The organism is Pseudoalteromonas sp. S3178 (genome assembly GCF_005886985.1).
GTDB classification, from domain to species: Bacteria; Pseudomonadota; Gammaproteobacteria; order Enterobacterales; family Alteromonadaceae; genus Pseudoalteromonas; species Pseudoalteromonas carrageenovora.
The window spans coordinates 106,789-133,290 of record NZ_PNCW01000027.1; the positions used below are offsets into that span (position 1 = coordinate 106,789).

The 26,502-nt window shown below is 39.2% G+C and carries 22 protein-coding genes; 14 read left to right on the forward strand and 8 right to left on the reverse strand.

Features of this window, described 5'->3' with window-relative positions; all coding sequences use genetic code 11:
• Positions 1 to 11 precede the first annotated feature (11 nt).
• The 5 genes from bioA (at position 12) to CWC11_RS08630 (ending at position 5,854) form a co-directional block, all read left to right on the forward strand.
• The gene (gene bioA / locus CWC11_RS08610; protein ID WP_138682359.1) at positions 12 to 1,313 is read left to right on the forward strand and encodes an adenosylmethionine--8-amino-7-oxononanoate transaminase; all 1,302 of its coding nucleotides are present in this window, start codon (positions 12 to 14) and stop codon (positions 1,311 to 1,313) included.
• 158 nt (positions 1,314 to 1,471) lie between these two features.
• On the forward strand, positions 1,472 to 2,284 hold the full coding sequence (locus tag CWC11_RS08615; RefSeq protein ID WP_138682360.1) for a hypothetical protein: 813 nt from the start codon (positions 1,472 to 1,474) through the stop codon (positions 2,282 to 2,284).
• Complete coding sequence (locus CWC11_RS08620; protein ID WP_138682361.1) at positions 2,285 to 3,325, forward strand: extracellular solute-binding protein; 1,041 nt, start codon at positions 2,285 to 2,287, stop codon at positions 3,323 to 3,325. It abuts the gene before it with no gap.
• Positions 3,325 to 4,824: an ABC transporter permease gene (locus CWC11_RS08625; RefSeq protein WP_138682362.1), complete on the forward strand. Its 1,500-nt coding sequence runs from the start codon at positions 3,325 to 3,327 to the stop codon at positions 4,822 to 4,824. Before CWC11_RS08620 ends, CWC11_RS08625 begins: the two co-directional genes overlap by 1 nt.
• Before the next feature lie 13 nt (positions 4,825 to 4,837).
• Complete coding sequence (locus CWC11_RS08630) at positions 4,838 to 5,854, forward strand: ABC transporter ATP-binding protein (RefSeq protein WP_138682363.1); 1,017 nt, start codon at positions 4,838 to 4,840, stop codon at positions 5,852 to 5,854.
• 63 nt (positions 5,855 to 5,917) lie between these two features.
• Here CWC11_RS08630 and CWC11_RS08635 read toward each other — a convergent pair whose 3' ends face one another.
• Positions 5,918 to 6,352, reverse strand: coding sequence for an ATP-binding protein (locus CWC11_RS08635; RefSeq protein ID WP_058550101.1), 435 nt, complete (start codon positions 6,350 to 6,352; stop codon positions 5,918 to 5,920).
• Positions 6,353 to 6,645: 293 nt separating this feature from the next.
• Here CWC11_RS08635 and asnS point away from each other — a divergent pair, with 293 nt between their 5' ends.
• Positions 6,646 to 8,043, forward strand: a complete 1,398-nt coding sequence (gene asnS / locus CWC11_RS08640) for an asparagine--tRNA ligase (protein ID WP_058550102.1) — start codon at positions 6,646 to 6,648, stop codon at positions 8,041 to 8,043.
• A 145-nt stretch (positions 8,044 to 8,188) separates the two neighbouring features.
• Here asnS and CWC11_RS08645 read toward each other — a convergent pair whose 3' ends face one another.
• Both CWC11_RS08645 and CWC11_RS08650 read right to left on the reverse strand, forming a co-directional pair.
• A complete protein-coding gene (locus CWC11_RS08645) occupies positions 8,189 to 9,115 on the reverse strand; it encodes an electron transfer flavoprotein subunit alpha/FixB family protein (protein WP_138682364.1) in 927 nt (308 codons plus the stop codon).
• Complete coding sequence (locus tag CWC11_RS08650) at positions 9,116 to 9,865, reverse strand: electron transfer flavoprotein subunit beta/FixA family protein (RefSeq protein ID WP_138682365.1); 750 nt, start codon at positions 9,863 to 9,865, stop codon at positions 9,116 to 9,118.
• A gap of 206 nt (positions 9,866 to 10,071) precedes the next feature.
• Here CWC11_RS08650 and CWC11_RS08655 point away from each other — a divergent pair, with 206 nt between their 5' ends.
• From CWC11_RS08655 to CWC11_RS08680, 6 genes are all read left to right on the forward strand, one after another.
• The gene (locus tag CWC11_RS08655; RefSeq protein ID WP_138682366.1) at positions 10,072 to 11,718 is read left to right on the forward strand and encodes an electron transfer flavoprotein-ubiquinone oxidoreductase; all 1,647 of its coding nucleotides are present in this window, start codon (positions 10,072 to 10,074) and stop codon (positions 11,716 to 11,718) included.
• 133 nt (positions 11,719 to 11,851) lie between these two features.
• Positions 11,852 to 12,316, forward strand: a complete 465-nt coding sequence (locus tag CWC11_RS08660; RefSeq protein WP_058550106.1) for an acyl-CoA thioesterase — start codon at positions 11,852 to 11,854, stop codon at positions 12,314 to 12,316.
• A gap of 262 nt (positions 12,317 to 12,578) precedes the next feature.
• Positions 12,579 to 13,148, forward strand: a complete 570-nt coding sequence (locus CWC11_RS08665) for an outer membrane beta-barrel protein (protein ID WP_058550107.1) — start codon at positions 12,579 to 12,581, stop codon at positions 13,146 to 13,148.
• Positions 13,149 to 13,352: 204 nt separating this feature from the next.
• Positions 13,353 to 14,057 carry a tRNA (N6-threonylcarbamoyladenosine(37)-N6)-methyltransferase TrmO gene (gene tsaA / locus CWC11_RS08670; protein WP_138682367.1) on the forward strand — a complete coding sequence of 235 codons (705 nt, stop codon included), beginning with the start codon at positions 13,353 to 13,355 and terminating at the stop codon, positions 14,055 to 14,057.
• Positions 14,058 to 14,145: 88 nt separating this feature from the next.
• Entirely contained in the window at positions 14,146 to 15,870 is a 1,725-nt protein-coding gene (locus CWC11_RS08675; protein ID WP_138682368.1) for a proline--tRNA ligase, read from the forward strand.
• Between the two features lie 159 nt (positions 15,871 to 16,029).
• Positions 16,030 to 16,863, forward strand: a complete 834-nt coding sequence (locus tag CWC11_RS08680) for a UDP-2,3-diacylglucosamine diphosphatase (RefSeq protein WP_138682369.1) — start codon at positions 16,030 to 16,032, stop codon at positions 16,861 to 16,863.
• A gap of 37 nt (positions 16,864 to 16,900) precedes the next feature.
• Here CWC11_RS08680 and CWC11_RS08685 read toward each other — a convergent pair whose 3' ends face one another.
• The 4 genes from CWC11_RS08685 to CWC11_RS08700 all read right to left on the reverse strand — a co-directional run bounded on the left by CWC11_RS08685 (position 16,901) and on the right by CWC11_RS08700 (position 23,027).
• A complete protein-coding gene (locus tag CWC11_RS08685) occupies positions 16,901 to 19,960 on the reverse strand; it encodes an ATP-binding protein (protein ID WP_138682370.1) in 3,060 nt (1,019 codons plus the stop codon).
• A gap of 268 nt (positions 19,961 to 20,228) precedes the next feature.
• Positions 20,229 to 21,437 carry an ABC transporter permease gene (locus CWC11_RS08690; RefSeq protein WP_138682371.1) on the reverse strand — a complete coding sequence of 403 codons (1,209 nt, stop codon included), beginning with the start codon at positions 21,435 to 21,437 and terminating at the stop codon, positions 20,229 to 20,231.
• Entirely contained in the window at positions 21,430 to 22,218 is a 789-nt protein-coding gene (locus CWC11_RS08695; RefSeq protein WP_138682372.1) for an ABC transporter ATP-binding protein, read from the reverse strand. The genes CWC11_RS08690 and CWC11_RS08695 overlap by 8 nt, the downstream gene beginning before the upstream one ends.
• Positions 22,215 to 23,027: a DUF3025 domain-containing protein gene (locus tag CWC11_RS08700; protein WP_138682373.1), complete on the reverse strand. Its 813-nt coding sequence runs from the start codon at positions 23,025 to 23,027 to the stop codon at positions 22,215 to 22,217. Before CWC11_RS08700 ends, CWC11_RS08695 begins: the two co-directional genes overlap by 4 nt.
• A gap of 113 nt (positions 23,028 to 23,140) precedes the next feature.
• Here CWC11_RS08700 and CWC11_RS08705 point away from each other — a divergent pair, with 113 nt between their 5' ends.
• Both CWC11_RS08705 and CWC11_RS08710 read left to right on the forward strand, forming a co-directional pair.
• Positions 23,141 to 24,766: a M28 family metallopeptidase gene (locus tag CWC11_RS08705; RefSeq protein ID WP_138682374.1), complete on the forward strand. Its 1,626-nt coding sequence runs from the start codon at positions 23,141 to 23,143 to the stop codon at positions 24,764 to 24,766.
• A 121-nt stretch (positions 24,767 to 24,887) separates the two neighbouring features.
• Entirely contained in the window at positions 24,888 to 26,057 is a 1,170-nt protein-coding gene (locus tag CWC11_RS08710) for a putative manganese transporter (RefSeq protein ID WP_138682375.1), read from the forward strand.
• 66 nt (positions 26,058 to 26,123) lie between these two features.
• On the opposite strand, the gene CWC11_RS08715 is transcribed toward CWC11_RS08710, so the two are convergent.
• Positions 26,124 to 26,492, reverse strand: coding sequence for a DUF805 domain-containing protein (locus CWC11_RS08715; protein ID WP_138682376.1), 369 nt, complete (start codon positions 26,490 to 26,492; stop codon positions 26,124 to 26,126).
• Between the last annotated feature and the right edge of the window lie 10 nt (positions 26,493 to 26,502).

The window sequence follows — 26,502 nt, forward strand, 5'->3', positions numbered from 1 at the left end:
AAAGTTTACATATGAACAAAAAACAAACGGTTGACCTTGATTTTGATCGTGAGCACATTTGGCACCCATATACGTCTATGACTCAGCCAATTCCGGTTTACCCTGTTACCCATGCAAATCATAATTTAATTCACCTAGAAACCGGCGAGCAACTTATAGATGGCATGGCCTCATGGTGGAGCGCCATTCATGGCTATAATCACCCTACTTTAAACGCGGCCATGGTTGAGCAAATAAATAGCATGAGCCACATAATGTTTGGTGGCATTACCCATAACAGCGCGGTTGAGCTGTGTAAAAAGCTTGTTGCTATTACCCCTGAAAATTTAACCAAAGTATTTTTAGCCGATAGCGGCTCGGTTAGTGTAGAAGTCGCTATTAAAATGGCCCTGCAATATTGGCTAAGCCAAGGCATTACCACTAAACAAAAACTAATGACCCCGTATAAGGGTTACCATGGCGATACATTTGCCGCCATGAGTGTATGCGACCCCGTTAACTCAATGCACAGCTTATACAGCGGCTTTTTACCAGAGCATATATTTGTGCCTGCGCCAGTGAGTCAATTTGGAAGCAATTTTAACCAAGCAGAAGCCCAAATACTTGAGCAATACTTTAAAACTCACCACAACCAAGTAGCCGCCTTTATTATTGAGCCCATAGTACAAAATGCAGGTGGTATGAACTTTTATCACCCCGATTACTTAGCCTGCGTACGCACACTTTGCAGCCAATATAATGTACTACTGATTTGCGACGAAATAGCCACAGGATTTGGCCGCACGGGTAAATTATTTGCGGTTGAGCACGCTGACATTGAGCCCGACATTTTATGTATAGGTAAAGCCCTTACCGGCGGCTCAATGACGCTTTCGGCAACGCTTACTAGCGAAAAAATAGCAACAGGTATTAGCGAAGGCGAAGCCGGTGTTTTGATGCACGGACCTACATTTATGGGTAACCCACTCGCCTGCGCGGTGGCGTGCGCGAGTATAGATTTACTACTAAATAAAAACTGGCAACACCGTATTAGCGATATAAACACCCAATTACAACAACTTAATAAGTGCCGTGAACTTGATGATGTAGCTGATGTACGCACATTAGGCGCAATAGGTGTAGTAGAGCTAAACGATGCTGCGGGCAGCGTTGATATAGCTAAAATTCAAGCCTACTTTGTTGAGCAAGGCGTGTGGATTCGCCCCTTTGGTAAACTTATTTACCTCATGCCTCCGTATATAAGTGACGCAAACAGCATTAAAACACTGTGCGATGCGATTTATAATGCAATTAAAGGTAAACATTTCGCTTAATTACTGCGCTTGTTAAACTTTAAACTGTGTTTACTCGTAACTAAGCGCTGTATTTAGTGTTTTTATCTATTTAGCCAGTTTGTGGTTATTGATCTCGCTGATCAATACGGATATGATAATGTCTATCATTTACAATTACCTTTATGGACTCTTCTGCAATGAATTTATTATTTAAACCAGCTAAAACCTTAGGTGCAAGCCTTTTACTTGCTTCAGCTTTTATGGCGCAGCCAGTACTTGCTAATGGCCCAATTGGTGAGCATGTAAATCACCTTCAAGCTAATCTAAAAAGTTACGCTGAAGAAGTGGAATGGATGGTAGGCAAAGTGGATACCATGGTAAGCGACTACGATAAAAAAGGCGCTAAAGCGGTTAAAACTGACGATTTAATTGAATACTGGGAGTCTGTTAAGTTCCACAGCGCAATTGAAACAAACTACGTACCTGTTTACGCATCTATTTGGCAAGGTATATATGGCGTAAAAATGGCCATCGAAAATGGTAAACCTGCTGCAGAAGTACGCAAAGAGCAAGAAGCGATGAACATAGCCTTGTGGCAAGGCCTTGGTGCTGTTAAGCTTGCCGCAAAATTCCAGCAAAAAGGCTTGTTAGAAAGCGTTAAAGCAACGGCTACAGAAGAAATGACACAAAGTGCAACAATTGATGAAATTAAGCACAAGCTAGACCGTGTAGTAGCAAAATTTGCTGAGCGTTTACAAGACGAAGCCACCAACATTGTTCACGATACTTACCTACACCTATTTGAAGGCGTAGAAGGTACACTTATCGAACAAGATGCCAACTTAGTTGAAGTGCTGGAAAAAGACTTTAACGTAACACTGCCACAAGCAATTAAAAATGGTAAAAGCGTAGATGACGTACGCAATGTGGTAAGTGATATGCAAACCAAATTAGACCGCGCTAAAACGCTTATAGAAAAAGCAGAGAAGTCGCGTAAGGATGTATTTTAAGTGAAGCGTAGGACCTTTATACAAGGCCTAGCTGCGTTAGGGGTTGTTGGCTCATTGCCACTTCCTCTTTCTCGCGCACTAGCTGCCAATATAGCAAACCCTGTTTCTGTTGATGATTTACCAAAGCTTAAAGGTGAACTCACCTTATATTTAGGCCGTGGTGAAGGCGGTTTATACGAAAACGTATTACAAGCTATTCAAAAAAGAAATCCAGACTTTAAGTTAGGCATACGCCGAGGTCCAACTGCTGCACTCGCTAATACCATTGTTGCCGAAGCTAAAGCCGGCGTTAAACGCGCTGATATATTTTGGGCTGTAGATTCTGGCGCTATTGGTTTAGTAACCGACTCTGGGCTTGCTCAAAAAATTCCTACTGATTTATCTGAGCAATTACAGCCGCAATTTAGATACAAAGAATGGGCTCCTGTAACTGGGCGCATTAGAACATTGCCTTACAACACGTCGCGTTTAACGAAAGAGCAAATTCCTACAAGCATTATGGAAATTGCCGATAGCGATTTAAGCATTGGCTGGGCGCCGGCTTATGCGTCTTTTCAATCCTTTGTAACCGCAATGAGAATTTTAGAAGGCGATGACAAAACCGCTAAATGGCTTAAAAAAGTTCAAAAACGCTCTAAAACCTACGCCGGTGAACTGGGTGTAGTTATGGGTGTTGAACGCGGTGAAGTAGATATTGGTTTTGCTAATCACTATTACACTCTTCGCCTTAAATCAGGCAAACCGGATGCAAAACTCGATTTAGCCTTTACTCAAAACGATGCAGGCTGTTTAGTTAATGCATCGGGCGTACTTGCCTTGAATGAGGATCCACTTGCTACTAACTTTATGCGTTATTTACTTAGTAAAGAAGTACAAGGTTATTTAGCAACTGAAGCGTACGAAATTCCGCTTATAAATAACATTAGCCAACCCGATGGATTACCATCGCTCGCTAATATTTCACCGCCGAAGATAGATTTAACCCAATTGGCAGATTTACGACCTACCATCGATTTGATGAGAAATAACGGCGTTTTATAATGCGACTACCCGCTTCTTACCCAATGGCGCTGCTTGCAGCGCTCATTACGCTTACCCCTGTTTTTATATTAATGGTACTTGCAAGCGATGCTAGTACCGTTTTTGATAGCCATAATTTAAAAATTTTAGGAAACACCCTATCGTTAATGGGCTTAACTGTTTTAGGTTCTATTTTAATTGGTGTGCCTTTAGCGTTTATTAGTGCCTATGTGCACTTACCCTTTAAAAAATTATGGCTGGTATTTTTTGCAGCGCCACTTGCTGTACCCAGCTATATAGGTGCATTTACTTTGTACGCGGCCTTTGGCCCTGGCGGCGAAATTAATACAGTGACCGGCATAGAAACCCCTTCTATGTATGGGTTAACTGGCGCTGCCATTGTAATGACTTTGTATACCTTCCCTTTTGTAATGATGACCACCCGCTCATCGCTTTTAAGCTTAGATGCCAGCATGGTCAACGCAGCGCGTACTTTAGGTATGTCGATGACACAAAGCGTGTTTAAAGTAATATTACCCCGTGTAGTTAATGGTATTGCGGCAGGTTCTTTATTAGTTGCGCTTTACACCCTCTCTGATTTTGGTACTCCGGCGATGATGCGCCTAGATACCTTTACCCGTGTTATATACGTAGAATACAACGCCTTTGCGTTAGGCCGAGCAGCAATGCTTTCGCTGCAACTAATGGTTATTGTTGGCTTTTTATTATTAATAGAATCACAAATAAAAACAGCCAGTGAAAAACAAGGTCGTCCGCTAATTTTATTTCCTAGCAAGTGGCAGTTAAGTGCTATGTTTGTGGCCTTTGCGCCGGTGTTATTGTTAGCCATTGGTTTGCCTCTAGCTATTTTTACACTGTGGTTAGGGCGTGATGGTTTTAGCTCGTTCGATTTTAATATTGCTTGGAACTCAGCTTATGCATCAGCAATTGCCGCTGTGGTTGCCGTAATTGTAGCCGTCCCAGTTGCTCATGCAGCCCTTAGTGGTAAAGCCGGTAAAGTAATGGAGCGCGTGACTTATTTTGGTTTTGGTATTCCGGGTATAGTAATGGGTACTGCTTTGGTTTATGGCGGCTTACAATTACCGTTTTTATATCAAACGTTAGGGCTTTTAATTATTGCATATATGCTGCGTTTTTTACCGCTTGCGGTAGGCTCTGTTCGTACTAGCACAGAACACTTAGATCCTAGTTTAATTAAATCTGCCAGAGTACTAGGCGCAAGCCCACGTGAAGCCTTCACGCGTATTACATTACCGCTGACTATGCGCGGTATAATAGCAGGTGCAGCACTTGTGTTTTTAGAGTCTATGCGTGAACTTGAAGCCACTCTTTTACTTGGCCCTACAGGCTTTGAAACACTTTCAACCTACTTATGGCGTGTTTACGAAGCAGGTTATTTTGGCCGCGCTGCAATACCTGGTTTATTGTTAGTAGTGATTTCTGCGTGCGCGTTAGCTATTATGCTCACTGGCGAAAAACGCAATCAGTTAGAACATTAAGGATTTAATAACAATGCTATCTGTAAGTCAGTTGTCTATAGATTATGGCAGTAACCGTGTAGTCAGCGATTTAAACCTATCGCTTGAACAAAGTGAAATCCTTATGCTTGTCGGCCCTACAGGCTGTGGTAAGAGCACAATTTTACAAGCACTTGCTGGGCTTTTACCTATCAGCGAAGGCGAAATAAACGTGGGTAAATGGCGTGCTACGCCTAAATTAACGGTACCACCTGAAAAACGCAGTGTTGGTATGGTGTTTCAAGACTTTGCATTATTTCCGCATTTAACGGTTGAGCAAAACATTTGCTTTAGATTAAAAAATACAGCGCCTGCAGAGCGCTGGATAAAACTATTGGGTCTTGACGAATTTAGAAATAAAAAACCTGCTACGCTTTCGGGCGGTCAAAAGCAGCGTGTTGCCCTAGCCCGAACTCTTGCACACGAGCCAGACTTTGTTTTACTTGATGAGCCATTGTCTAACCTAGATGCTGCACTAAAAGATATGCTGCGCTGGGATATTAGAAACGCACTTAAAGATGCCGGTGTTCCTGCAATTTGGGTAACGCACGATCAAGAAGAAGCGCTTTCTGTTGGTGATCGTGTTGGTGTTTTAAAAGCGGGTAAAATTCAGCAAATAGATACACCTGAGCGCTGCTTTAGTATTCCTAACAATCGTTTTGTTGCTCGTTTTTTAGGTGAAGCTAGCTTTATTGCCGGTAAATTTGAAAACGGACAAGCCACTACAGCTATAGGCAACGCACCAGCTCAAGGCGTTGACTGCGAAAGCGGCGATGTTGATGTACTGCTTCGCCCTGATGACGTATTACTTGTACAAAGTAGTGTTGGTAATAATGGTGAAGTTGTATGGGTACGCTTTGAAGGTGGCAGCCGATTATGTGCTGTAAAACTTGCGTGTTCTACTGTTGTAACCAGCCGTGTTAGCCATGAGGTTGTAGTAAACCCTGGCGATGAAGTACATGTATCGCTAAGTACATCGCATCCACTTGCGGTTTATACAAAAGCTAACTAGTAGCGCTTAAAAACTAAAAAAGCCCATATGTATGGGCTTTTTAAATTAAAACGTTAACGCAAATCACCACTCAAACATGTACGCCATTTTACTTATGGTTTTAAGCGGCACATTATGTGAGTTACGCTTAGCGTATAAATGCTGCATTGATTTGTCTTTCACTTCACCCACAATCACTTCTTTTACTTGATACCCTAAAGCAACAGCAGCTTGTGAATACGCAATAAATTCCCACTTTTTAATATTAGTGTTATCAACTATGACTAATGGAATGTTTTGTGCGAGTGCATTAATAAAACGAGCCAAGTTTAAATTATGATATTGCGAGAGCCTAAATTTATCGAAGTGATATTCGCCTTGCTCATTTATGAAGTAGTCGTCGGTTGAACAAATTAGATATTGGCTTTCGTCAACACCACCTAGTTCGTCTGCAAGGTTTTGCGCGTAATAAGACTTACCGCTTCCTGGTAGTCCTCGTAAAATAAAAACTTGTTTCATGGCATCCGTTTCTAAGTAAAAGGCAACGTTAAAGAGTTTAAAAACTTATAATGCCACAAAATCGTTAAATTTCAGAGCATCAAATTACAAACTTGATCATTTTTGCTTTAAAAATGGCTAAAAATAAAGCGCATTGATAAAAACTTTTAAAGAGTTGCCCACAATAGTTTTTTTATTTGAGTTAACTAGGTAAGATACAGGGTTCAAGTGCAGCAACGTTTATGCAATTAATGCCAATGTGCTGCGCACAGTTAAATAAATAAAGTTAGGCAACTTATATCATTGGAGTGAAGATGAGCCATTTAGCGATTTCAGAGCTATTAAAAGGCAACGTTGCGGTAGACAGCCAAGTTACAATTAAAGGCTGGATCCGTACTCGCCGCGATTCAAAAGCAGGAATATCATTTTTAGCCGTTCATGACGGTTCGTGTTTTGATCCTATTCAAGCGGTAGTTCCTAATTCACTGAATAATTATGATGAAGTTACTAGCTTAACAGCCGGTTGTTCTGTATCGGTTACTGGTGTTTTAGTTCAATCTGCTGGCCAAGGTCAATCATTTGAAATTCAAGCTAATTCTGTAACAGTTTTAGGTTGGGTAGAAAACCCAGATTCTTACCCAATGTCGGCAAAACGCCACAGCATTGAGTACTTACGTGAGCACGCTCACCTTCGCCCTCGCACAAATATGATTGGCGCAGTAACACGTGTACGTAACTGTTTAGCACAAGCTATTCACCGTTTTTATCACGAACAAGGTTTTTACTGGATCAGCACACCTATTATCACAGCAAGTGACTGTGAAGGCGCTGGCGAAATGTTCCGTGTATCTACACTTGATATGCAAAATTTACCGCGTACAGATAAAGGCGATGTTGATTACAGCGAAGATTTCTTTGGTAAAGAAGCGTTTTTAACTGTATCTGGCCAGTTAAACGGCGAAACGTACGCATCAGCAATGTCAAAAATTTATACATTTGGCCCTACTTTCCGTGCTGAGAATTCAAACACTTCTCGTCACTTAGCTGAGTTTTGGATGGTTGAACCTGAAGTAGCATTTGCTGATTTAGAAGATATCGCAAAACTTGCAGAAAACATGCTTAAGTATGTATTTAAAGCCGTACTTGAAGAGCGCCGTGACGACATGGAATTTTTTGCACAACGTGTAGAAAAAACTGCAATCACTCGCCTTGAAGAGTTTGTAGATAAAGACTTTGCACAAGTTGATTACACAGACGCTGTTGAAATCCTTAAAACATGTGGTAAAAAGTTTGAGTACGCTGTTGAATGGGGTGTTGATTTACAGTCTGAGCACGAGCGTTACTTAGCAGAAGAGCACTTTAAAGCACCTGTAGTTATTAAAAACTACCCGCGTGATATTAAAGCGTTTTACATGCGCCAAAACGAAGACGGCAAAACCGTTGCAGCAATGGATGTTGTAGCACCTGGCATTGGTGAGATCATTGGTGGTTCACAACGTGAAGAACGCCTTGACGTACTTGATGCTCGCTTAGACGAAATGGGCTTAAACAAAGAAGATTACAGCTGGTACCGTGATTTACGTAAATACGGTAGCGTGCCACATTCTGGCTTTGGTTTAGGCTTTGAACGTTTAGTTGCATACGTAACAGGTATGGGTAACGTACGTGATGTTATTGCCTTCCCTCGTACTAAAGGCAGCGCAACTTACTAAATCCTTATTTAATAAGTTGTTTAAAAACATTAAAAACCAGCCAATTGGCTGGTTTTTTTGTGACGTTAACTTTACACATAAAAAAGCCGCAGCACTCAATAAGCACCACGGCTTTCAACCAGAATATATTTTGCTTAATTAAGCGCTATAAAGCACCTTCAAGCTGAGGTAGCACTTCAAATAAATCAGCTACTAGGCCGTAATCTGCTACTTGAAATATTGGCGCATCAGGATCTTTGTTAATTGCGACAATCACTTTTGAGTCTTTCATACCTGCTAAGTGCTGAATTGCACCGCTAATACCTACTGCAATATATAAGTTAGGCGCCACAATTTTACCTGTTTGCCCTACTTGCATATCGTTAGGTACAAAGCCTGCATCAACGGCTGCGCGCGATGCACCAATAGCGGCACCTAGTTTATCGGCAATGCCATTTAATAACGCAAAATTTTCACCATTTTGCATACCACGACCGCCAGATATAACCACCTCTGCAGCAGTAAGCTCTGGGCGCTCTGACTCAGTTTGCTCAACGCTTACAAACGTACTTAACTGTGAGTCCGATACCGTATCTAAAGTATTAATATTTACCGCGGCTTGCTCGCCTTGTAAATCAAAGCTACTTGCGCGTACGGTAATAACCTTTTTAGCATCAAGTGATTTAACTGTCGCAATAGCGTTACCGGCATAAATTGGGCGTTTAAACGTATCGGCATCTATTACATCAATTATTTCTGAAATTTGAGCCACATCTAAAAGAGCTGCAACGCGTGGCATAAAGTTTTTGCCCGTGGTAGTGGCGCTTGCCACAATATGACTGTAGTTATCAGCAAGGCTCAATACTAAGTCTGTCATGCTTTCAGCAAGTTGATGCTCATAAACAGCGTTGTCTGCTGTAAGTACCGCATTAACACCCGCAATACTCGCTAGCTTTTCGCTCATAGCGCTTATATTTAAACCTGCAACAAGTACATCTACGTCTAAGCCTAATTTAACAGCGGCATTAATTGTTTTTGAGGTTTCTGGTTTTAAGGCACCGTTATCGTGCTCTGCAATTACAAGTGTTTTCATTTAAATCACCTTAGCCTCTGTTTTAAGTTTTTCTACAAGCTGTGCTACATCTTCTACAATAATGCCACCGCTGCGTTTAGCGGGCTCTTCTACGCTTACTAGTTGTATGCGAGGCGCTAAATCAACGCCTAACGAGTCGGCTGCAATAACTTCAAGCGGCTTACGTTTTGCTTTCATTATATTGGGTAATGATGCATACCGAGGCTCATTTAAGCGTAAGTCAGTAGTAACAATAGCTGGTAAGCTAAGTGCTACCGTTTGTAGACCGCCATCAACTTCACGGGTTACGTTTACTTTGTTATTTTCAATAACAACTTTTGATGCAAACGTACCTTGTCCACGATTTGTTAAGGCTGCAAGCATTTGTCCTGTTTGGTTATTATCTGAATCAATTGACTGTTTACCTAAAATAACCAGCTCGGGAGCTTCTTGCTCAACAATTTTTGCAAGGAGCTTAGCAATATGAAGTGACTCTAATTTTTCATCGGTTTCGATGTGAATTGCTTTGTCGGCACCTAATGCAAGTGCAGTGCGTAATTGCTCTTGTGAGGCTTTAGCGCCAATGGTTACGGCGATTACTTCTGTTGCTGTGCCCGCTTCTTTTAAACGTATAGCTTCTTCAATTGCAATTTCGCAAAATGGGTTCATTGCCATTTTTACGTTAGCTAAATCAACATCGCTATTATCGCTTTTAACGCGAGCTTTTACGTTGTAGTCGATAACTCTTTTTATTGGTACGAGAACTTTCATAGGAACTCCATAATTATTTAAACCTACAAGGTAACGCGCACGTCAACCTATTTATTTCATGAAATCAGACTACTTCCTGTTGACGTAAACGTCAACCTAAAATAACCTTAAACTATTCACAGCCTGTAACGTTTAATGTGCAAGTATTAAAAAGGCTGCATTGCTTATCTAATTTAGCTAAGCCCGTCATTGATTGAGAGGTTATTATGGTCGAACGTGAAACCATGGAATTTGATGTAGTAATTGTAGGAGCAGGCCCAGCAGGTCTTGCTAGTGCAATTAAACTCGCGCAATTAGCACAAGAAAAACAACAAGAGTGCATGATTTGCGTAGTAGAAAAAGGCTCTGAAGTGGGTGCACATGTACTCTCAGGAGCTGTATTTGAAACAAAAGCGCTTGATGAGCTACTGCCAAATTGGCAAGAATTGGGTGCGCCTGTTTCAACTAAAGTAACTAACGATGAAATCTACTGGTTTAATAACGAGCAAAAAGCGACATCAATCCCCCACTTCGCTACACCTAAAACATTTCATAATGATGGTAACTACATTGTGTCTATGGGTAATGTATGTCGATGGCTTGCAGAGCAGGCTGAAGGTTTAGGCGTTGAAATATTTCCAAGCTTTAGCGCACATTCGTTAATTATTGAAGATGAAGCCGTTAAAGGCATTATTACTGGTGATATGGGAGTCGATAAAGACGGTAACGAGAAAGACGGTTACATGCCAGGTATGGAGCTTCGTGCTAAATACACTATTTTTGCTGAAGGCTGTCGAGGCCATTTAGGTAAACAGCTTATAAACCAGTTTGCACTAGATGCCAATGCATCTCCTCAGCATTACGGTTTGGGCTTTAAAGAAATTTGGCAAATTGATGAAAGCAAACATGAGCTTGGTAAAGTTGTTCATGGCACAGGTTGGCCACTTGCTGGCGACACCAACGGTGGTGCATTTATGTATCACAGTGAAAATAACCAAGTTGTGGTTGGCCTAATAGTTGACCTAAATTATTCAAACCCGCATTTAAGTCCGTTTGATGAGTTTCAACGAATGAAACATCACCCTGTATTTAAAAACGTACTTGAAGGCGGTGATCGTATTGCTTATGGCGCACGAGCAATTGCAAAAGGTGGCTTACATTCGCTACCTAAAATGAACTTTGCGGGTGGCTTATTAGTAGGATGTAATGCAGGCACGCTCAATTTTGCTAAAATTAAGGGCAACCATACCGCTATGAAATCGGGAATTGTAGCTGCACAAGTCATTTTTGATGCACTACAAAATAATATGGCTAATACTGATTTAACCGAGTTTAAAACGGCATTTGAAAATTCGTGGGCATATAAAGAGCTATATCAATCACGCAACTTCGGCCCAGCAATGCACAAACTCGGCAAATTTGTAGGCGGTGCTTATAATACGCTTGATCAAAACATTTTTAATGGCGGTTTGCCGTTTACTTTTAAAGATAATACACCCGATCATGCTACTCTTGTTGACGCTAAAGCGGCTGCAAAAATTACTTACCCCAAACCAGATGCAAAGCTGAGCTTTGATAAACTCTCCAGTGTATTTTTATCAAACACAAACCACGAAGAATCTCAGCCATGTCATTTAAAATTAAAAGATGCAGCCATTCCTATTTCTGTGAACTTAGTTAAATTTGATGAACCTGCACAGCGCTACTGCCCAGCAGGCGTATACGAAGTGCAAGAAATTGAAGGTGCAAACCAGTTTGTGATCAATGCGCAAAACTGTGTGCACTGTAAAACCTGCGATATTAAAGATCCGAGCCAAAATATTACTTGGGTTACGCCAGAAGGCGCTGGTGGGCCAAACTACCCTAATATGTAACTATTTTATGCACAAAGGTGCATTAAAAACGTATCTTTTACATATAAATTATAAACCTATCCTAAATTGCAGGGGCTTCGGCCCCTTTTTTACGGTATGCTCATAGATAAGTTTAATAAAGTGAGTATTTAATATGCCGTCGTCAAAAGTTGTTTTTCGTTTTTTAGCCGAGCCTACCGATGTAAACTTTGGAGGTAAAGTCCACGGTGGAGCTGTAATGAAGTGGATTGACCAAGCTGGATATGCCTGTGCTGCTGGTTGGAGTGGCCATTATTGTGTAACCGTATCGGTTGCTGGTGTTAAATTTAGACGCCCTATTTTAGTAGGCCAAATTGTAGAAGTAGAAGCTAAAATTGCCCATACAGGCAGAAGTAGCATGCAAATATTTATACAAGTTCGCTGTGGCGATCCTAAAACACAAAACATGGTTGAAACAAACCACTGTGTTATTAGCTTTATTGCTATGGACGAAACCGGTTACCCAATAGAAGTGCCGTCATTTAAAGCCGTTACTGAAGAAGATATTAAATTAGAAAACTACGCTATAAAAATGAAAGAGATTGCGATAGAAACTGAAAACCTACTTCATAAAGTATAAATAAGCTTTATTTAGTATGTACCCAATAGGTATGTAAAAAACTCATAATGTTTTGTAAAACATACAACTAAGATTAGAAAACAAAAACATCTAAAAGTTCAATGTGATTATAAAACACCCTAAACGCCATTTTTATTAGTACTTAAGTACTGGGTGTGGCGTTTTTTTATGCTCTTTTAAACTTGGCACGCTCGCTGCAACTAGATAATTGTCGTTTGATGAGTTTAATCAAACATTTATATTATTTTAAAGGAGCTATTCAATGATTAAAACACTTTCTCTTTCTGCACTTGCTTTAGCAACAATGGGTTTTAACTCTGCAGCACACGCTGATATTGCCGATTTCGATTCTCCTCGTATTTACACCGGTATTGGTTACGGACAATATTCTTTTGAGTTTGAAGATAGCGACAACGACACTGACTTCGATGACGATGCGCAAATGCTTAAAGGTTACATTGGTACACAATTTAACGAATATTTAAGCTTAGAACTTGCTTATCAAAACTTTGATGAAGTAAGCGATATCGACAGTAAAGCTGAAATTGATGGTGTATCATTAGCTGCACGTTTAGGTTTACCGATTAGCGAAAGCTTCTCTGTATACGCTAAAGGTGGTTGGTTTGAATGGGATGCAGACTACGAACAAGAACTACCTGTAGGCAGCATTTCAACTTCTCAAGATGGCGGTGATGTATTTTATGGTGCAGGTATTGAATACGCACTTACAACAAATGTTCAATTTCGTTTAGAGTACGAGCGTTATAAACTTGATGACGATATTGACCCAGATATGGATGTTGCATCTGTTTCAGTTCAGTACATGTTTTAATTAATATTTAACGTGTATATAAAAGGTAAGCTTAGGCTTACCTTTTTTGTTTTAGGCTCTTTTTTTAAATACACCAATATAAACCAATCAGTCTAATTAATAACTTTAAACCGCAGGGTCTATAAATAAAAACTTATTCACATTAATGCCATAGCCACTAAATAAAGGTAGAATAGCGCTTTATTTAATTTGTACCTGAGCACTATGAGCGATTACAGCATTTCGGCAATAGGCCATATTCAATCTCCATACAAACAAAAATTTGCCATTCCTAGGCAACCTCGATTAGTACCAGAGGCTAAAGCGAAACTTGTGTTTACTGCTGATTTTAATCGTGAAGAGTTTGTACGTGGTATTGATGAATTCACTCATATTTGGCTGTTATTTAGGTTTCATGAAACCGCAGATAAGGGCTATTCAGCAATGGTGCGCCCTCCTCGATTAGGCGGTAATGAGCGAAAAGGCGTGTTTGCTACCCGCGCTACATTTAGACCTAACGCTATAGGTATGAGCGCTGTAAAGCTTGAAGGGATTGAATATAAAAATGGACAGCTTAGTTTATTACTTGCAGGCATTGATTTACTCGATGGCACGCCAATAATAGATATAAAACCCTACCTACCCTATTCAGATGCGATGCATGACGCCAGTGCAGGCTTTGCCGATACACGCCCAGAAACACAAATGAGTGTGGAGTTTACGCCTGAAGTTACCTCTTTTATTGAGCAGCAAACGCAATACCCAGATTTGCTCAACTTTATTAGTAATGTTTTAAAACAAGATCCGCGCCCTGCCTATAAAAAACAAAAAGATGGCGAGCAAAGCTATGGAATGACTTTGTATAATTATAATATTCGCTGGCAGGTCAATGGCGAACATAACGTAGTAACAAGTATAGAAAAAAGCTAAATAACTCACTTAGCGCTTTAGTGTAAAAGCATCCGCTGGTAAACTTAAGCTCTATTAAAAGAACATATTACTCTATTTCGGAAAAATAATGCGTACCAGTCAATATATACTCGCAACACTTAAAGAAACGCCTTCAGATGCTGAAATTGTATCGCATCAGTTAATGCTTAGAGCCGGTATGATCCGTCGCGTCGCTTCGGGTTTATACACTTGGTTACCCTCTGGTTTACGTGTACTTCGTAAAGTAGAAAACATTGTACGTGAAGAAATGGACAAAGCAGGCGCGATAGAAATGTTAATGCCTGTTATACAACCTGCAGATTTATGGGAAGAGTCAGGTCGTTGGAGTGAATTTGGTCCTGAGCTTATGCGTTTTACAGACCGTCACAACCGTGAATTTGCTATGGGTCCTACCCATGAAGAAGTAATAACTGATTTTGTTCGCAAAGAAATTAGCAGCTACAAGCAATTGCCTATTACATTATACCAAGTACAAACTAAAGTACGCGACGAGCGACGCCCTCGTTTTGGTGTTATGCGTGCCCGTGAATTTACAATGAAAGATGCATACTCATTTCACTTAAGTGAAGAGTGTTTAGATGCAACTTATCAAGTAATGCACAAAGCATACTGTAATATTTTTGAGCGTTTAGGCCTTAATTACCGCCCTGTGCTTGCTGATACTGGCTCTATTGGTGGTAGCTTATCTCATGAATTTCATGTGCTTGCTGAGTCTGGCGAAGATGCCATTGCATTTAGTGATGGCAGCGATTATGCCGCTAACATTGAAAAAGCAGAAGCCCTTGCACCCACTGAGCCTCGCCCAGAAGCAAGCAAAGAGCTAAAAGCATTCCCTACTCCAGATGCTAAAACTATTAATGAGCTTAAAAAGCATTACGGTGTAAAACCTCATCGTGGCGTTAAAACATTAATTGTTTATGGTACACCTGATGAAAACGAAGTACGTGGTTTAGTTGCCTTAGTACTGCGTGGCGATCACGAATTAAACGAGCTAAAAGCACAAAATCACCCACTTGTTGACTCGCCTCTTGAAATGGCAACAGAAGCAGACATCGTTGACGCTATTGGCGCAAAACCAGGTTCACTTGGCCCTGTTGGTTTATCAATGCCTATTATTGTTGATAGAACAGCAAATGTAATGGCTGATTTTGTAGCCGGCGCTAATAAAGATGACGAACACTTTAGCGGTATTAACTGGGATCGTGATGTAACTAACTACGAAGTTGCAGATATCCGTAATATTGTTGAAGGTGATGCAAGCCCATGTGGTCAAGGTAACCTTCAAATCAAACGCGGTATTGAAGTAGGCCATATTTTCCAGCTAGGGACTAAATACTCAGAAGCGATGAAAGCCGGCGTGTTAAACGAAGGTGGTAAAAACCAAGTAATGACTATGGGTTGTTACGGTATTGGTGTATCTAGAATTGTTGCTGCTGCTATTGAGCAAAACAATGATGATTACGGTATAAAATGGCCGCAACCTATTGCACCATTTGATTTAGCAATCGTACCGATGAATATGCATAAATCACATCGTATCCCTGATATTGCTAATAACCTTTACCAAGGTTTAAAAGATGCAGGTTTAGACGTGTTATTTGACGATCGTAAAGAGCGCCCTGGTGTTATGTTTAATGACATGGAATTAATTGGTGTGCCTTATACACTGGTTATTGGCGAGCGTAACCTTGACGAAAATAAAGTCGAGCTTAAAAACCGTCATACTGGCGAAAAACTTATGGTTGATATAGACACAGCAGTTGAAGTTATTAAGGCTACCGTAAAAGGTTAACTAATAGCTTAACGGGCCTATAAACAGATAGCCGCTTTAATTAGCGGCTTTTTTATTTTAATTTTTTGCGTGTAATGTCATGTAGGCTTAGCCAAAGTGTCTTATAAATGTCACGCGTCTTATCTAAAGTGGATAATTATTCTAATATGGGTAAAGGACATGACAGAGCAATTAAACGCAAACAAGCAACACTATCCTGCGGTATGGATCTCCGACGTACACTTAGGTTTTAAAGATTGTAAAGCAGAATACCTGCTAGATTTTTTAAACTCAATTGAATGCGATACGCTTTATTTAGTCGGTGATATTGTTGATTTATGGTCCATGAAACGCCAGTTTTATTGGCACCCTTCCCACTACCAAGTACTTAACTGTATACAACAAAAAGCACTTGATGGAACGCGTGTAATTTACATCCCTGGTAACCACGATGAAACGTTTAGACACTATGTTGATCAAACAATTTTTGGTGTTGAAGTCCACCAGCAATATATTCATACCACTAAAGCAAATAAGCGTTTTTTACTGGTTCATGGTGATGATTTTGATATTGCTACCCGCTATAACAAACTCATTAGTATTGCTGGAGATGCAGGCTATGACTTTTTATTATTTTTAAATCGCTGGACTAATCGTATTCGTAAAGTATTTGGTGGTAATTACTATTCACTTGCAGCCTATATAAAAGCGCGTGTACATAAAGCCCGCGAGGCAATTGCAGCCTTTGAATATGCGGCTATTCACGAAGCTAAAAAGCAAAAGGTGGATGGAATTATTTGTGGTCATATCCATCACCCTAAAATTAAGGTTGAAGATGGCATAGTGTATTGCAACGATGGCGATTGGATAGAAAGCTGTACAGCCCTAGTAGAGCAGCAAAACGGTAAAATAGAGTTGTTGCATTGGTCAGACACGCAAAAAGTACTAGAGAGTGCAGATGTAACGAGTATAGTTACACCTACAACAGTTAAACCGAATAAGTCAGCGGCTTAACTGATGACTTATTAAAATAAATTGCCTATCGAAAATACTAATTCAACCAGGTTATTAACCTGTCTTTTAGTGTTTTTGGTTTTATAGGCTTGGTAATATAGTCGTTCATACCTGCTGCAATACAACGCTCTCTATCACCTTCCATAGCACTTGCTGTCATCGCTATTATTGGTACATGAATGTAGTTAATTCCGGCTTTAGCGTTTCGTATTTCACTCGTTGCATCGTAGCCATTTAAGTTAGGCATTTGACAGTCCATTAATACTAAATCTATGTGTTGGCCTTCATTAAATTTAAGTGCGTCAATGGCTTCAACGCCGTCAGAAGCACATGTAATATTAATTTTAGTACGCTTTAAAATGGCTTTAGCCACTTCAATGTTTATCATGTTGTCATCAACAAGCAGTACATGATAAGCCGATAAATCAGGCTCAGATAATTCTTCCTCGAGAGTTTTAGGTGGGGTTAAAACAAACTCTTTACTGGCACCAAATAAGCTTGCCAATTTATAGGTAAATTGATCTTGAGTAAGTGGCTTATTAAGAATATGGCTATGCTCTGGGAAAACCTTTTTAGATTGCTTATTCATGACCATATCACGCAAAATGAGTACATAACGTTTATCGTGTTGCTTACAAAAGTTTATTAATGCATCTACTTGAGGGTGTTCATCATCAATTATTAATAAATCTGCGTCAAAGGCTTCATGCTCGCTAAAATAATCGAGCCTTATTATTTTATCTTCATCAACCTTGCAGGTTTGTAATAATAGGTCAGTAACGTTATTAAACACGTTATCGCGCGCAATTAACGCAGCAACATTAATACTTGTTGAAAGCTCAATACCTGTGTTTAACTTTTTCTGGGCTGCTACATGAAGCTCTACTGTGGCTGTAAATGTACTCCCCACACCCTTCTCGCTCGTGACAGTAATATTGCCACCCATTAACTGCGCCAACTTTTTACAAATAGATAAACCTAAGCCAGTTCCACCAAAATGCCTCGTGGTACTAGAATCTTCTTGGGTAAATACTTCAAATAACTTATTAAGATTTTCTGGCGCAATACCTATACCAGTATCTTTAATTGTAAAACTCATTAGCAGCTTTGAATCAGTAATATACTTAGACGATAAGGTTAAGCTTACCTCTCCTTTATGCGTAAATTTAAACGCGTTATTTACTAAGTTTATTAAAATTTGCTTTAGGCGATGGCTATCACCAATAACCATTCTATCAACAACATTTTTAGTATCTAAAAATACTTCAAGTCCTTTACGTTGCCCATGCAGCGCAAGCGATGTGATCATGTCACTACAAACAGTGACCACATCAAATGTATGATTATCTATATCCAGCTTACCGGCTTCTATTTTAGAAAAATCTAAAATATCGTTTATTAAATTCATTAAAGAATTAGCACTACTATTAGCTAGTTTTAAGTAATGATGTTGCTGATCGGTTAGGCTATCTTCTTTAAGCATTTCTAACATGCCTAGTACGCCATTCATCGGTGTGCGTATTTCGTGCGATATATTAGCAACAAAATCACTTTTAGCTTGGCTTGCAGCAAGTGCCTGATCAATTGCTCGCTCAAGCTCTACAGTGCGCTGAGATACCTTTAACTCTAGGGTGTTATTTAAACCTTCAAGCTCAGATTGAATATTTTTTAACGAACTTATATTTCTTAAAATGGCCGCCACTTGGTAACGATTATTAAATACATCAAAAATACTACTAAGGGTAATAGAGTAAAATTGTTTACTACCAAACCCATCGGTGTAGGTTGCTTCAAAAGGCATTTTAACGCCATCGGTAATTGTATCTTGTATGCAATTTTTATCTGCATCGCTTAACTCAAAAAGTGACGTAAAACTAACGTTCTCGCCTTTTAAATTAGTACCAAAAACATCGCGCGCTGTATTATTAAAATTAACAATTTCGCCGGTTTGCTCAATTGTAAAAATGGCATCGAGCGAGTTTTCAATCACTTTATTATTTTGCTCTTTTAAAGAGTGAATAAGTAATTTTCGGTTGATAAAGCGCTGGTATAAAATGGTGATTACTAAAAATATGCTAAAAAATACCACTAGCATAGTTATAAAGTTATCTCGTCTTTTACTCACTTTAGCTAGTAAATGCTCAGTATTAACACTCACAGCCAGTTCTAACGGAAGCATAGCTATATTGCCGCTAAATGTGATGCGTTTTTTTAAAGTGTAAAATGCAGGGTACTCGTTAAAAGGCAGTGTGCCATCAGCATCCATGGTAGCTGAGGCTGTAAACTCGTCATCCCATGTTTTTGCTTTATTAAACTCAAAACCAAATCTTAAATCGGGATTTGGATGATACAAAAATTCACCCTCGTTATTCATCAGGTAAATTTGTGTCCCTTGTGGAGATTCAACCGTTAAACTTTTTATTAAGTTTTCGGCAAAGTAGTTTGTTACTAAAATAGCAAACACTTGTTTTTGTTCGTCAAACACTGGCTTAGCAACTCGAAAAGTACTTACATAAGGTTTTTGAATTTGCCCATTTTCGCGGTTGTAATTAATTGGTGAAATATAAACGCTTTTGTAATCCAACATGCTTGCTTTAATTATATAATCACGCTCGCCTTTTTTTTGTAACTGCGCGCCCTGCAACCTTATAATTTCACCTAATTGATTACGATCTACCCTTACTATTTCTTGCCCACCATCCGCAAGCATAATGTATCGAGCCTGTAGTATGCTTTCGTCAGTTCGCATAAAGCCGCTAAAAATACTGGCTAAACGAGTTTGCCAAACATCAATAGGCGTGCCCAATAGTGGATCTATGTATTTATTTTCAGAAGCACGCGAAATGCCTTGAATAGGAGGGGTTGCATCTAAAAACCTAATTGCATTAACGCTATCTTGTAGATGCTTTTTTAAAGAGAGGCTTTTAAGTTCAAGCTCGCGCTTAAGTTCAGTTTGCGCTGTATGGTAAATATCACTTCTAACGTTTTTTTCAAATATATACAAAGCAGGTAACGCAATCAGCAAAAATAACCCTGCTGAAACCACAATTAATTTATTACTTTTTGCAACATTCAAAAAAACATTCCTTTTTAACATTTACCTTCGCCACCAGATTCTACTCGCTACAGTATAGTGTATTAAAAGTTAAAAAGGACCCCAAAACTAATTAGTTATCGTTATTAATTTTAATGTTTTTACCTATTAAAGTACTAAAGGATGAGTTTAATTTTTAGAGCACAAAGAGTATGAATTTTAAGTGAATATTTGGATTGGTTAGCGATTCAATACATGCGTTAATTTTAGTGACTAATAAAAAAATGAGGTAGCCTTGGCTACCTCATTTACGTTTTATAATATTGGCTTTCTATCTAAAAAGAACGTCTTCTCTATTAAACCATTTAACACAAAATGCTAGCAGCGCACCGGCTATCAGCGCCGTAGCCAAAAATATTAAGCCTACAAAAGTGTAATCAACTGTGCCTTTAATTATATCTTTAATTGCTAAAGCAACGTTAGTAACAGGAATAAACGCAGTTTTAGCTGTTAACTCCATATTAGGTAATATTGAAATTATAATAGGGAAGAATACACCCATACTTAGCGGGGCCATATAATTTTGAGCTTCTTTAAACGTACGTGCATAGATAGATATAGCCAATGCTAATGATGAAAATATTGCAGCCAAAGGTAGCAGCAATACAAATATCATTAGTAAATCGGTTACTGCTAAAGAACTAAAAGCCGTTTTAATCACGTCTAAATCTGCAAACGCTAATGCTAACGCAACCCAACAGCCCATACTGAGTACTGTTATTGTTGTGGACGCTATAGAAGTCGTTAACAGCGTTATAAATTTACCAAGTACTAACTCAGTACGAGTAATAGGTGTAAGCAGAAGAGTTTCTAGTGTGCCACGCTCTTTTTCACCGGCGCCTAAATCTATAGCTGGATAAGTCGCCCCCATTAATACAAGAGGGATAAGTAAATAAGGTAAAAAGCCCCCCATTTTCTCGCCTAAGTTTTCGCGCTTATCTGCGGTATCAACTTTTATTACATCAACTGGATTTAACAGCGCTGCGTGAGCTGACATATCAATACCAAAGCTAATTAATTGTTCTTTTTGTAAGTTGTCGCTGTATTCCTTAGCGAGCTCTTTTACACGTTCAAATAAGAAGTTAATAGATTTTGAATCGTTAAATACCACTTGCCATTTACTTTGCTTTTCGTCATTTAACGTTTGTTTGGCATCACTGGGTAAATAGATCCCCATATCGATATCGCCAGCAATAACACCCGCTTTAAGCTCTTCAATAGTATTAAACGTTTTGCTGCCTTTATATAACTCAAAACTTTTGTGGTAAAACACCTTATCTGTAAATTCTTGTGCGTACTCACCATTAATAATTACGTATGTATTTATTTTTTGATCAGCATCAAGCGCAGCTTGTGAGCTTATAAATGCCATTACTGCAAATAGTAGTGGAAATATAACAACGGGCAACGCTACAACAAACAATAAGGTTTTTTTGTCACGAAGGAGTTCTTTTAATTCCTTTTTAAATACTTCAAACATCTTGTTTCTCCGTTAATATATTCATAAATGCTTGGTTTAGCTCATCGCTATTACCCGCTTTTTTAAATTCTTCCACCGTGCCATCAAAACAACTAACGCCTTCATTTATAACCGCTACTCGATCACATAAAAGTGCAACTTCATCTAAATGATGAGTTGAGAAAATAACAGGCGTGCCCTGCTCTTTTAAGCCTTTAATAAAGTTTATAACCGTTTGTGTAGTCATTATATCAAGGCCAGTTGTTGGCTCATCAAGCACTACTACATCCGGATGATGAACTACCGCACGCGCTATATTTGCTTTTTGCTTCATACCCGTTGAGAGGTTTTCTGCGCGTTTATCAATAAATTTGTGCATATCGAGCATGGTAAACAGCTCTTCACAACGCGATGCTATGTCTTTTTTACTCATCCCATGGAGTTTTGCAAAGTACTCTATGTTTTCTTTTACGGTTAAGCGACCGTACAACCCTGTAGAGCCTGATAAAAAACCGATTGATTTGCGCCCTAGCAATGGTTTTTTTACTATGTCGTTACCCGCTATAGTAATAGAGCCTTCATCTGGTTTAAGTGCGGTTGATAACATGCGTAGTGTTGTTGTTTTACCCGCCCCATTTGGGCCTAATAAACCAAGCACTTCACCTTTAGCACAACTAAAGCTTACATTACGAACAGAGTGAAAATAGTCTTTGTCTTCACGTGGGTCGATATCGTCGACTTTGTTTTTTTTATGATCTTTGGTTAACTTAAATTTCTTTTTAAGCCCAGCGATTTCTATCATATTCGTATCCTTCGTTTCGCTCTAAAATAATCTGTATTGTCGTAAAATGACGCGTCTTGATTTTCATCATGCCAACCTGGCACACCTAATAAAGGCAAAGGTGAAAGCTGTTTGTTATCAGCTAAACAGTTGTTAGTATTAATCATCTCATAAAGGGCTTGGTCTAGGTACTGATATTGAGTAACTAAATCTTTACAAAATATTTCATCGGGCATACTCACAAACAACGCTTTACCCGTTAACCCTATATAAGGCTTGGTAAGCATTTCGTAATTTGCATGACCAAACATGAATGGCTTTATTGTTTTACCCCACTCGCTTTTATTATCAACAAAAGCAGTTTTCCATTGGTGCTCGCGAAGTAGCTCAATCCACTTTGTGTCGCTAGTGGCTAATACAACGCCGCATTCATCAAACAAAGTAAGTGCATTTCTGTGTTTAGTACGCTTTTGTAGCCCATATTGCGCTATGTCTTGCACGTGACGTTGGTTGATTAGTGCCTTAGTTTTTGGGAATAAACACCAAATAAAACCACCAAATAAGTCATGCCAATTTTCTGCACGTGTTGGTACTACACCCGTTTCAAAGATAACCTGCTCGTAATACCTATCGCCAAAGTCTACTTTTGCGTCGTCTTCAAAGCTAATAGCAATATTATTAGCATTAATCGCTTTTAAAAAAGGGGAAAACCACTGAGGTGCAGGCCAATTAGTTAGTTCGTCTACTTTAAATAGCTCACGTAAGTGCGAAAATGCGCCTGTTTGTAAACTACTCACTTGCCATTGCTCTGGAGGAGTAAAGCGTTTCATTTGTACCTTTAACAATTTATACCTTTAATTTACGGGAAGTTTACCGCAAAAACTGGTTCTACTTAATAGAACTTAATATACTTATTAAATCTTAAAACAAGAAAAGAGCTGACATGAAACGTTATTTTTCTCTCACATTACTTGCAGGTGCTGTTTTAGCCGGCTGTGCAACAACAAGTATTACATCTACCGATGTAACTAAAGGCTATAACAGCATTAAAGCTGATGAACTGGCTAAACATGTAAAAGTACTCGCATCTGATGAATTTGGCGGACGCGCCCCTTCATCGCCTGGCGAAAAGCTAACGCTTGATTATTTAACATCGCAATTTAAAGCTCTAGGTTTAGAGCCAGGCAATGGCGACAGCTACTTACAAGAAGTTCCACTTGTGTCGCTTGAGGCTGATGCAAACATGGTATTAAGTATTGGTGGGAAAGATTACCAATATAAAAAAGATATGGTTATGGGTAGTAGCCGTATTAGTGCACAAGAAGGCATTGAAAATTCAGAACTTGTATTTGTTGGCTACGGTGTAAATGCGCCAGAGTACAACTGGAATGATTACGAAGGGCTAGACGTTAAAGGCAAAACAGTGGTTATGCTTGTTAACGATCCGGGTTTTGCTACAAAAGATCCTGCGTTATTTACAGGCGATGCAATGACCTACTACGGACGCTGGACTTACAAGTACGAAGAAGCAAGCCGTCAAGGTGCAGCTGGAGCCATTATTATTCATGAAACAGCACCTGCATCTTACCCGTGGTCGGTTGTAGAAAACTCTTGGAGTGGTGAACAATTTGGGTTTCAAAAAGAAAATAACAACATGGACCGTGTTGCCGTTGAAGGTTGGGTAACTAGTGATGTAGCAAAAGAGCTTTTTACTAAGGCTGGCCTTGATTTTGAAACTGTAAAAACAAATGCAGCAAAAGGTGCTTATAACGTTGATATGGGCGATTTAACCGCGTCAGTAAATGTTAAAAATACAATTAAAAAATCGGTGTCGTACAACTTTATTGCAACCCTCCCAGGTAGTGAAAAACCCGAAGAACACGTTATTTACTCTGCACACTGGGATCACTTAGGTACAGATAAAACCCGTAAAGGCGATCAAATTTATAACGGTGCACACGACAACGCAACGGGTACAGCTGGTCTTATTGAAGTAGCTGAAGCCTTTACTAAATTACCTAAACACCCTAGCCGCTCAATGACCTTTTTAGCGGTTACTGCAGAAGAACAAGGTTTACTTGGTTCTAAATATTACGCAGCAAACCCGGTTATTGCAGCGAATAAAACCGTTGCTAACATAAATATGGATAGCTTAAACCTACTAGGTAAAGTTAAAGATATGAATGTAGTGGGTATTGGTAAATCGCAAATGGACGAATTTTTAACTACCGCAGCAAAAGAGCAAGGTAGAACAATATCTGGCGATCCAAAACCATCATCGGGTGGCTATTACCGCTCTGATCACTTTGCATTTGCAAATATGGGTATTCCTGCAATGTATGCAGGCGGTGGTACAGTAGCAGCCGATGAAGATACAGCAAATTATCGTAAACGTATGAGTTTAGTGCTTCGTGGTTGTTACCATCAGCCTTGTGATAGGTACCGCGATGAGTGGGATTTATCAGGCGCTGTTCAAGACTTACAATTATTTTATAAAGTAGGTTTTAATATATCTGAGCAAGAGCAATGGCCGACTTGGAATGCAAACTCAGAGTTTCAACGTAAATAACATAGGGTTTAACATCGAAAAACTCAAAGTGAGTAATCGATTTAAATAAATGCAAATGATATTGATTATCATTTAATTAAAATATACAGTGTTACCACGTTTATTTAATTGGTAACACTGTATGATTTTACTTTCTCAAATAGGATTTATTACGCCCGCTTCTAAACGCTTTGTTAGCCAAAATAAACGTTTATTATTACCACTGTTTTTATTGGTATGCTTAGCAATGCCATCACTTCGTGAAATTACAATAACAGCACTAAGCGATGCTTTTTTTCAAGTTAGCGTATTTGTAGCTGCTACATTATTAATTTATTACTACGCTATAGAGCACTTACCTCAGTTAGAGCTTAGTTATTTAAGTGCTAAATCGCCGGTATTAGAAATATTTTTTGCAGCCGTATTAGGTGCCCTTCCTGGGTGTGGTGGTGCAATAATAGTGGTTACCCAATTTACAAAAGGCCAAGCAAGTTTTGGGGCTATAGTCGCCGTGCTTACTGCCACAATGGGAGACGCTGCATTTTTACTCCTTGCCACTCGCCCTACTGAAGGTTTGATTATAATGGCGATTGGTTTAGTCGTCGGTACGTTTTGTGGTGTTATAGTAAATGCCCTTCATGCAAAAGACTTTTTACGCCCAACTAAGCAAGAACAAAAACACCAAGTAAAAGTATTGCCTACTCGAATAATTAAAATAAGCAAACCCGTTTGGATGTTCGCTATTATTCCAAGCCTCATTATTGCTTTTTTAATTGCGTTTAATGTCGACTTTGATCAATTTGGAAAATACACAGGCACAAGTATTAGTATTTTTGGTGCTGCAATGGCGTTATTTACTGTAACTATATGGGCGTATTCTTCTAAAGGCGAAAGCTATAAAGAAGTAACCTCTGAAGACGATGAATGTAATCCACCTTCTAAAATTATTAAAGTACTTCAAGACACACACTTTGTTACTGCATGGGTTGTGGCATCGTTTATGTTGTTTGAAATTTTAGTAAATATTGCAGGGCTTGATTTAAAAGCTTGGTTTGCACATTACGCTTATTTAGCGCCGCTTATCGCTGTAGTGATTGGTTTTTTACCGGGTTGTGGCCCGCAAATAATTGTTACAACGTTATATATTCAGGGGATCATTCCATTTAGCGCATTAACTGCTAATGCAATATCTAACGATGGTGATGCATTATTCCCTGCAATTGCCATGGCACCTAGAGCGGCTATAATTGCTACTTTGTATACGTCTATCCCTGCATTAGCTGTTGGCTATGGTCTTTACTTTTTAAGCTAATAGTTTAAAAATCATAAGTACAAAAAAGCTCAGCAATTGCTGAGCTTTTATACACTAACGTATTATTTATACCGAAGCAGGTTCAGCAGCAAACTCTTTTGGATTTGGGCCATAATCATTCTCACCCTGATGTGAATCCAATACATAGAAAACCAATAATACAATTCCACCAATTAAAGGGATCAATGCTATTAACTGCCACCAACCTGAACGTCCTGTGTCATGTAAACGTCTAGCTGCAATACTTATCGATGGTATTAACATAGCTAAACTAAATAAAGTAGTAACTATAGGAGCTGTACCTATAACACCGTCGATAACTGCGCATATGACGTAAAATATTGCATAAAAAAGTATGAACATCCAAAAGTTTTTACGACGTGTACGACCACTAAAATCTGTATAACGACGCATTGCTTCCATAAAGTATTCCATAAAAATTCCT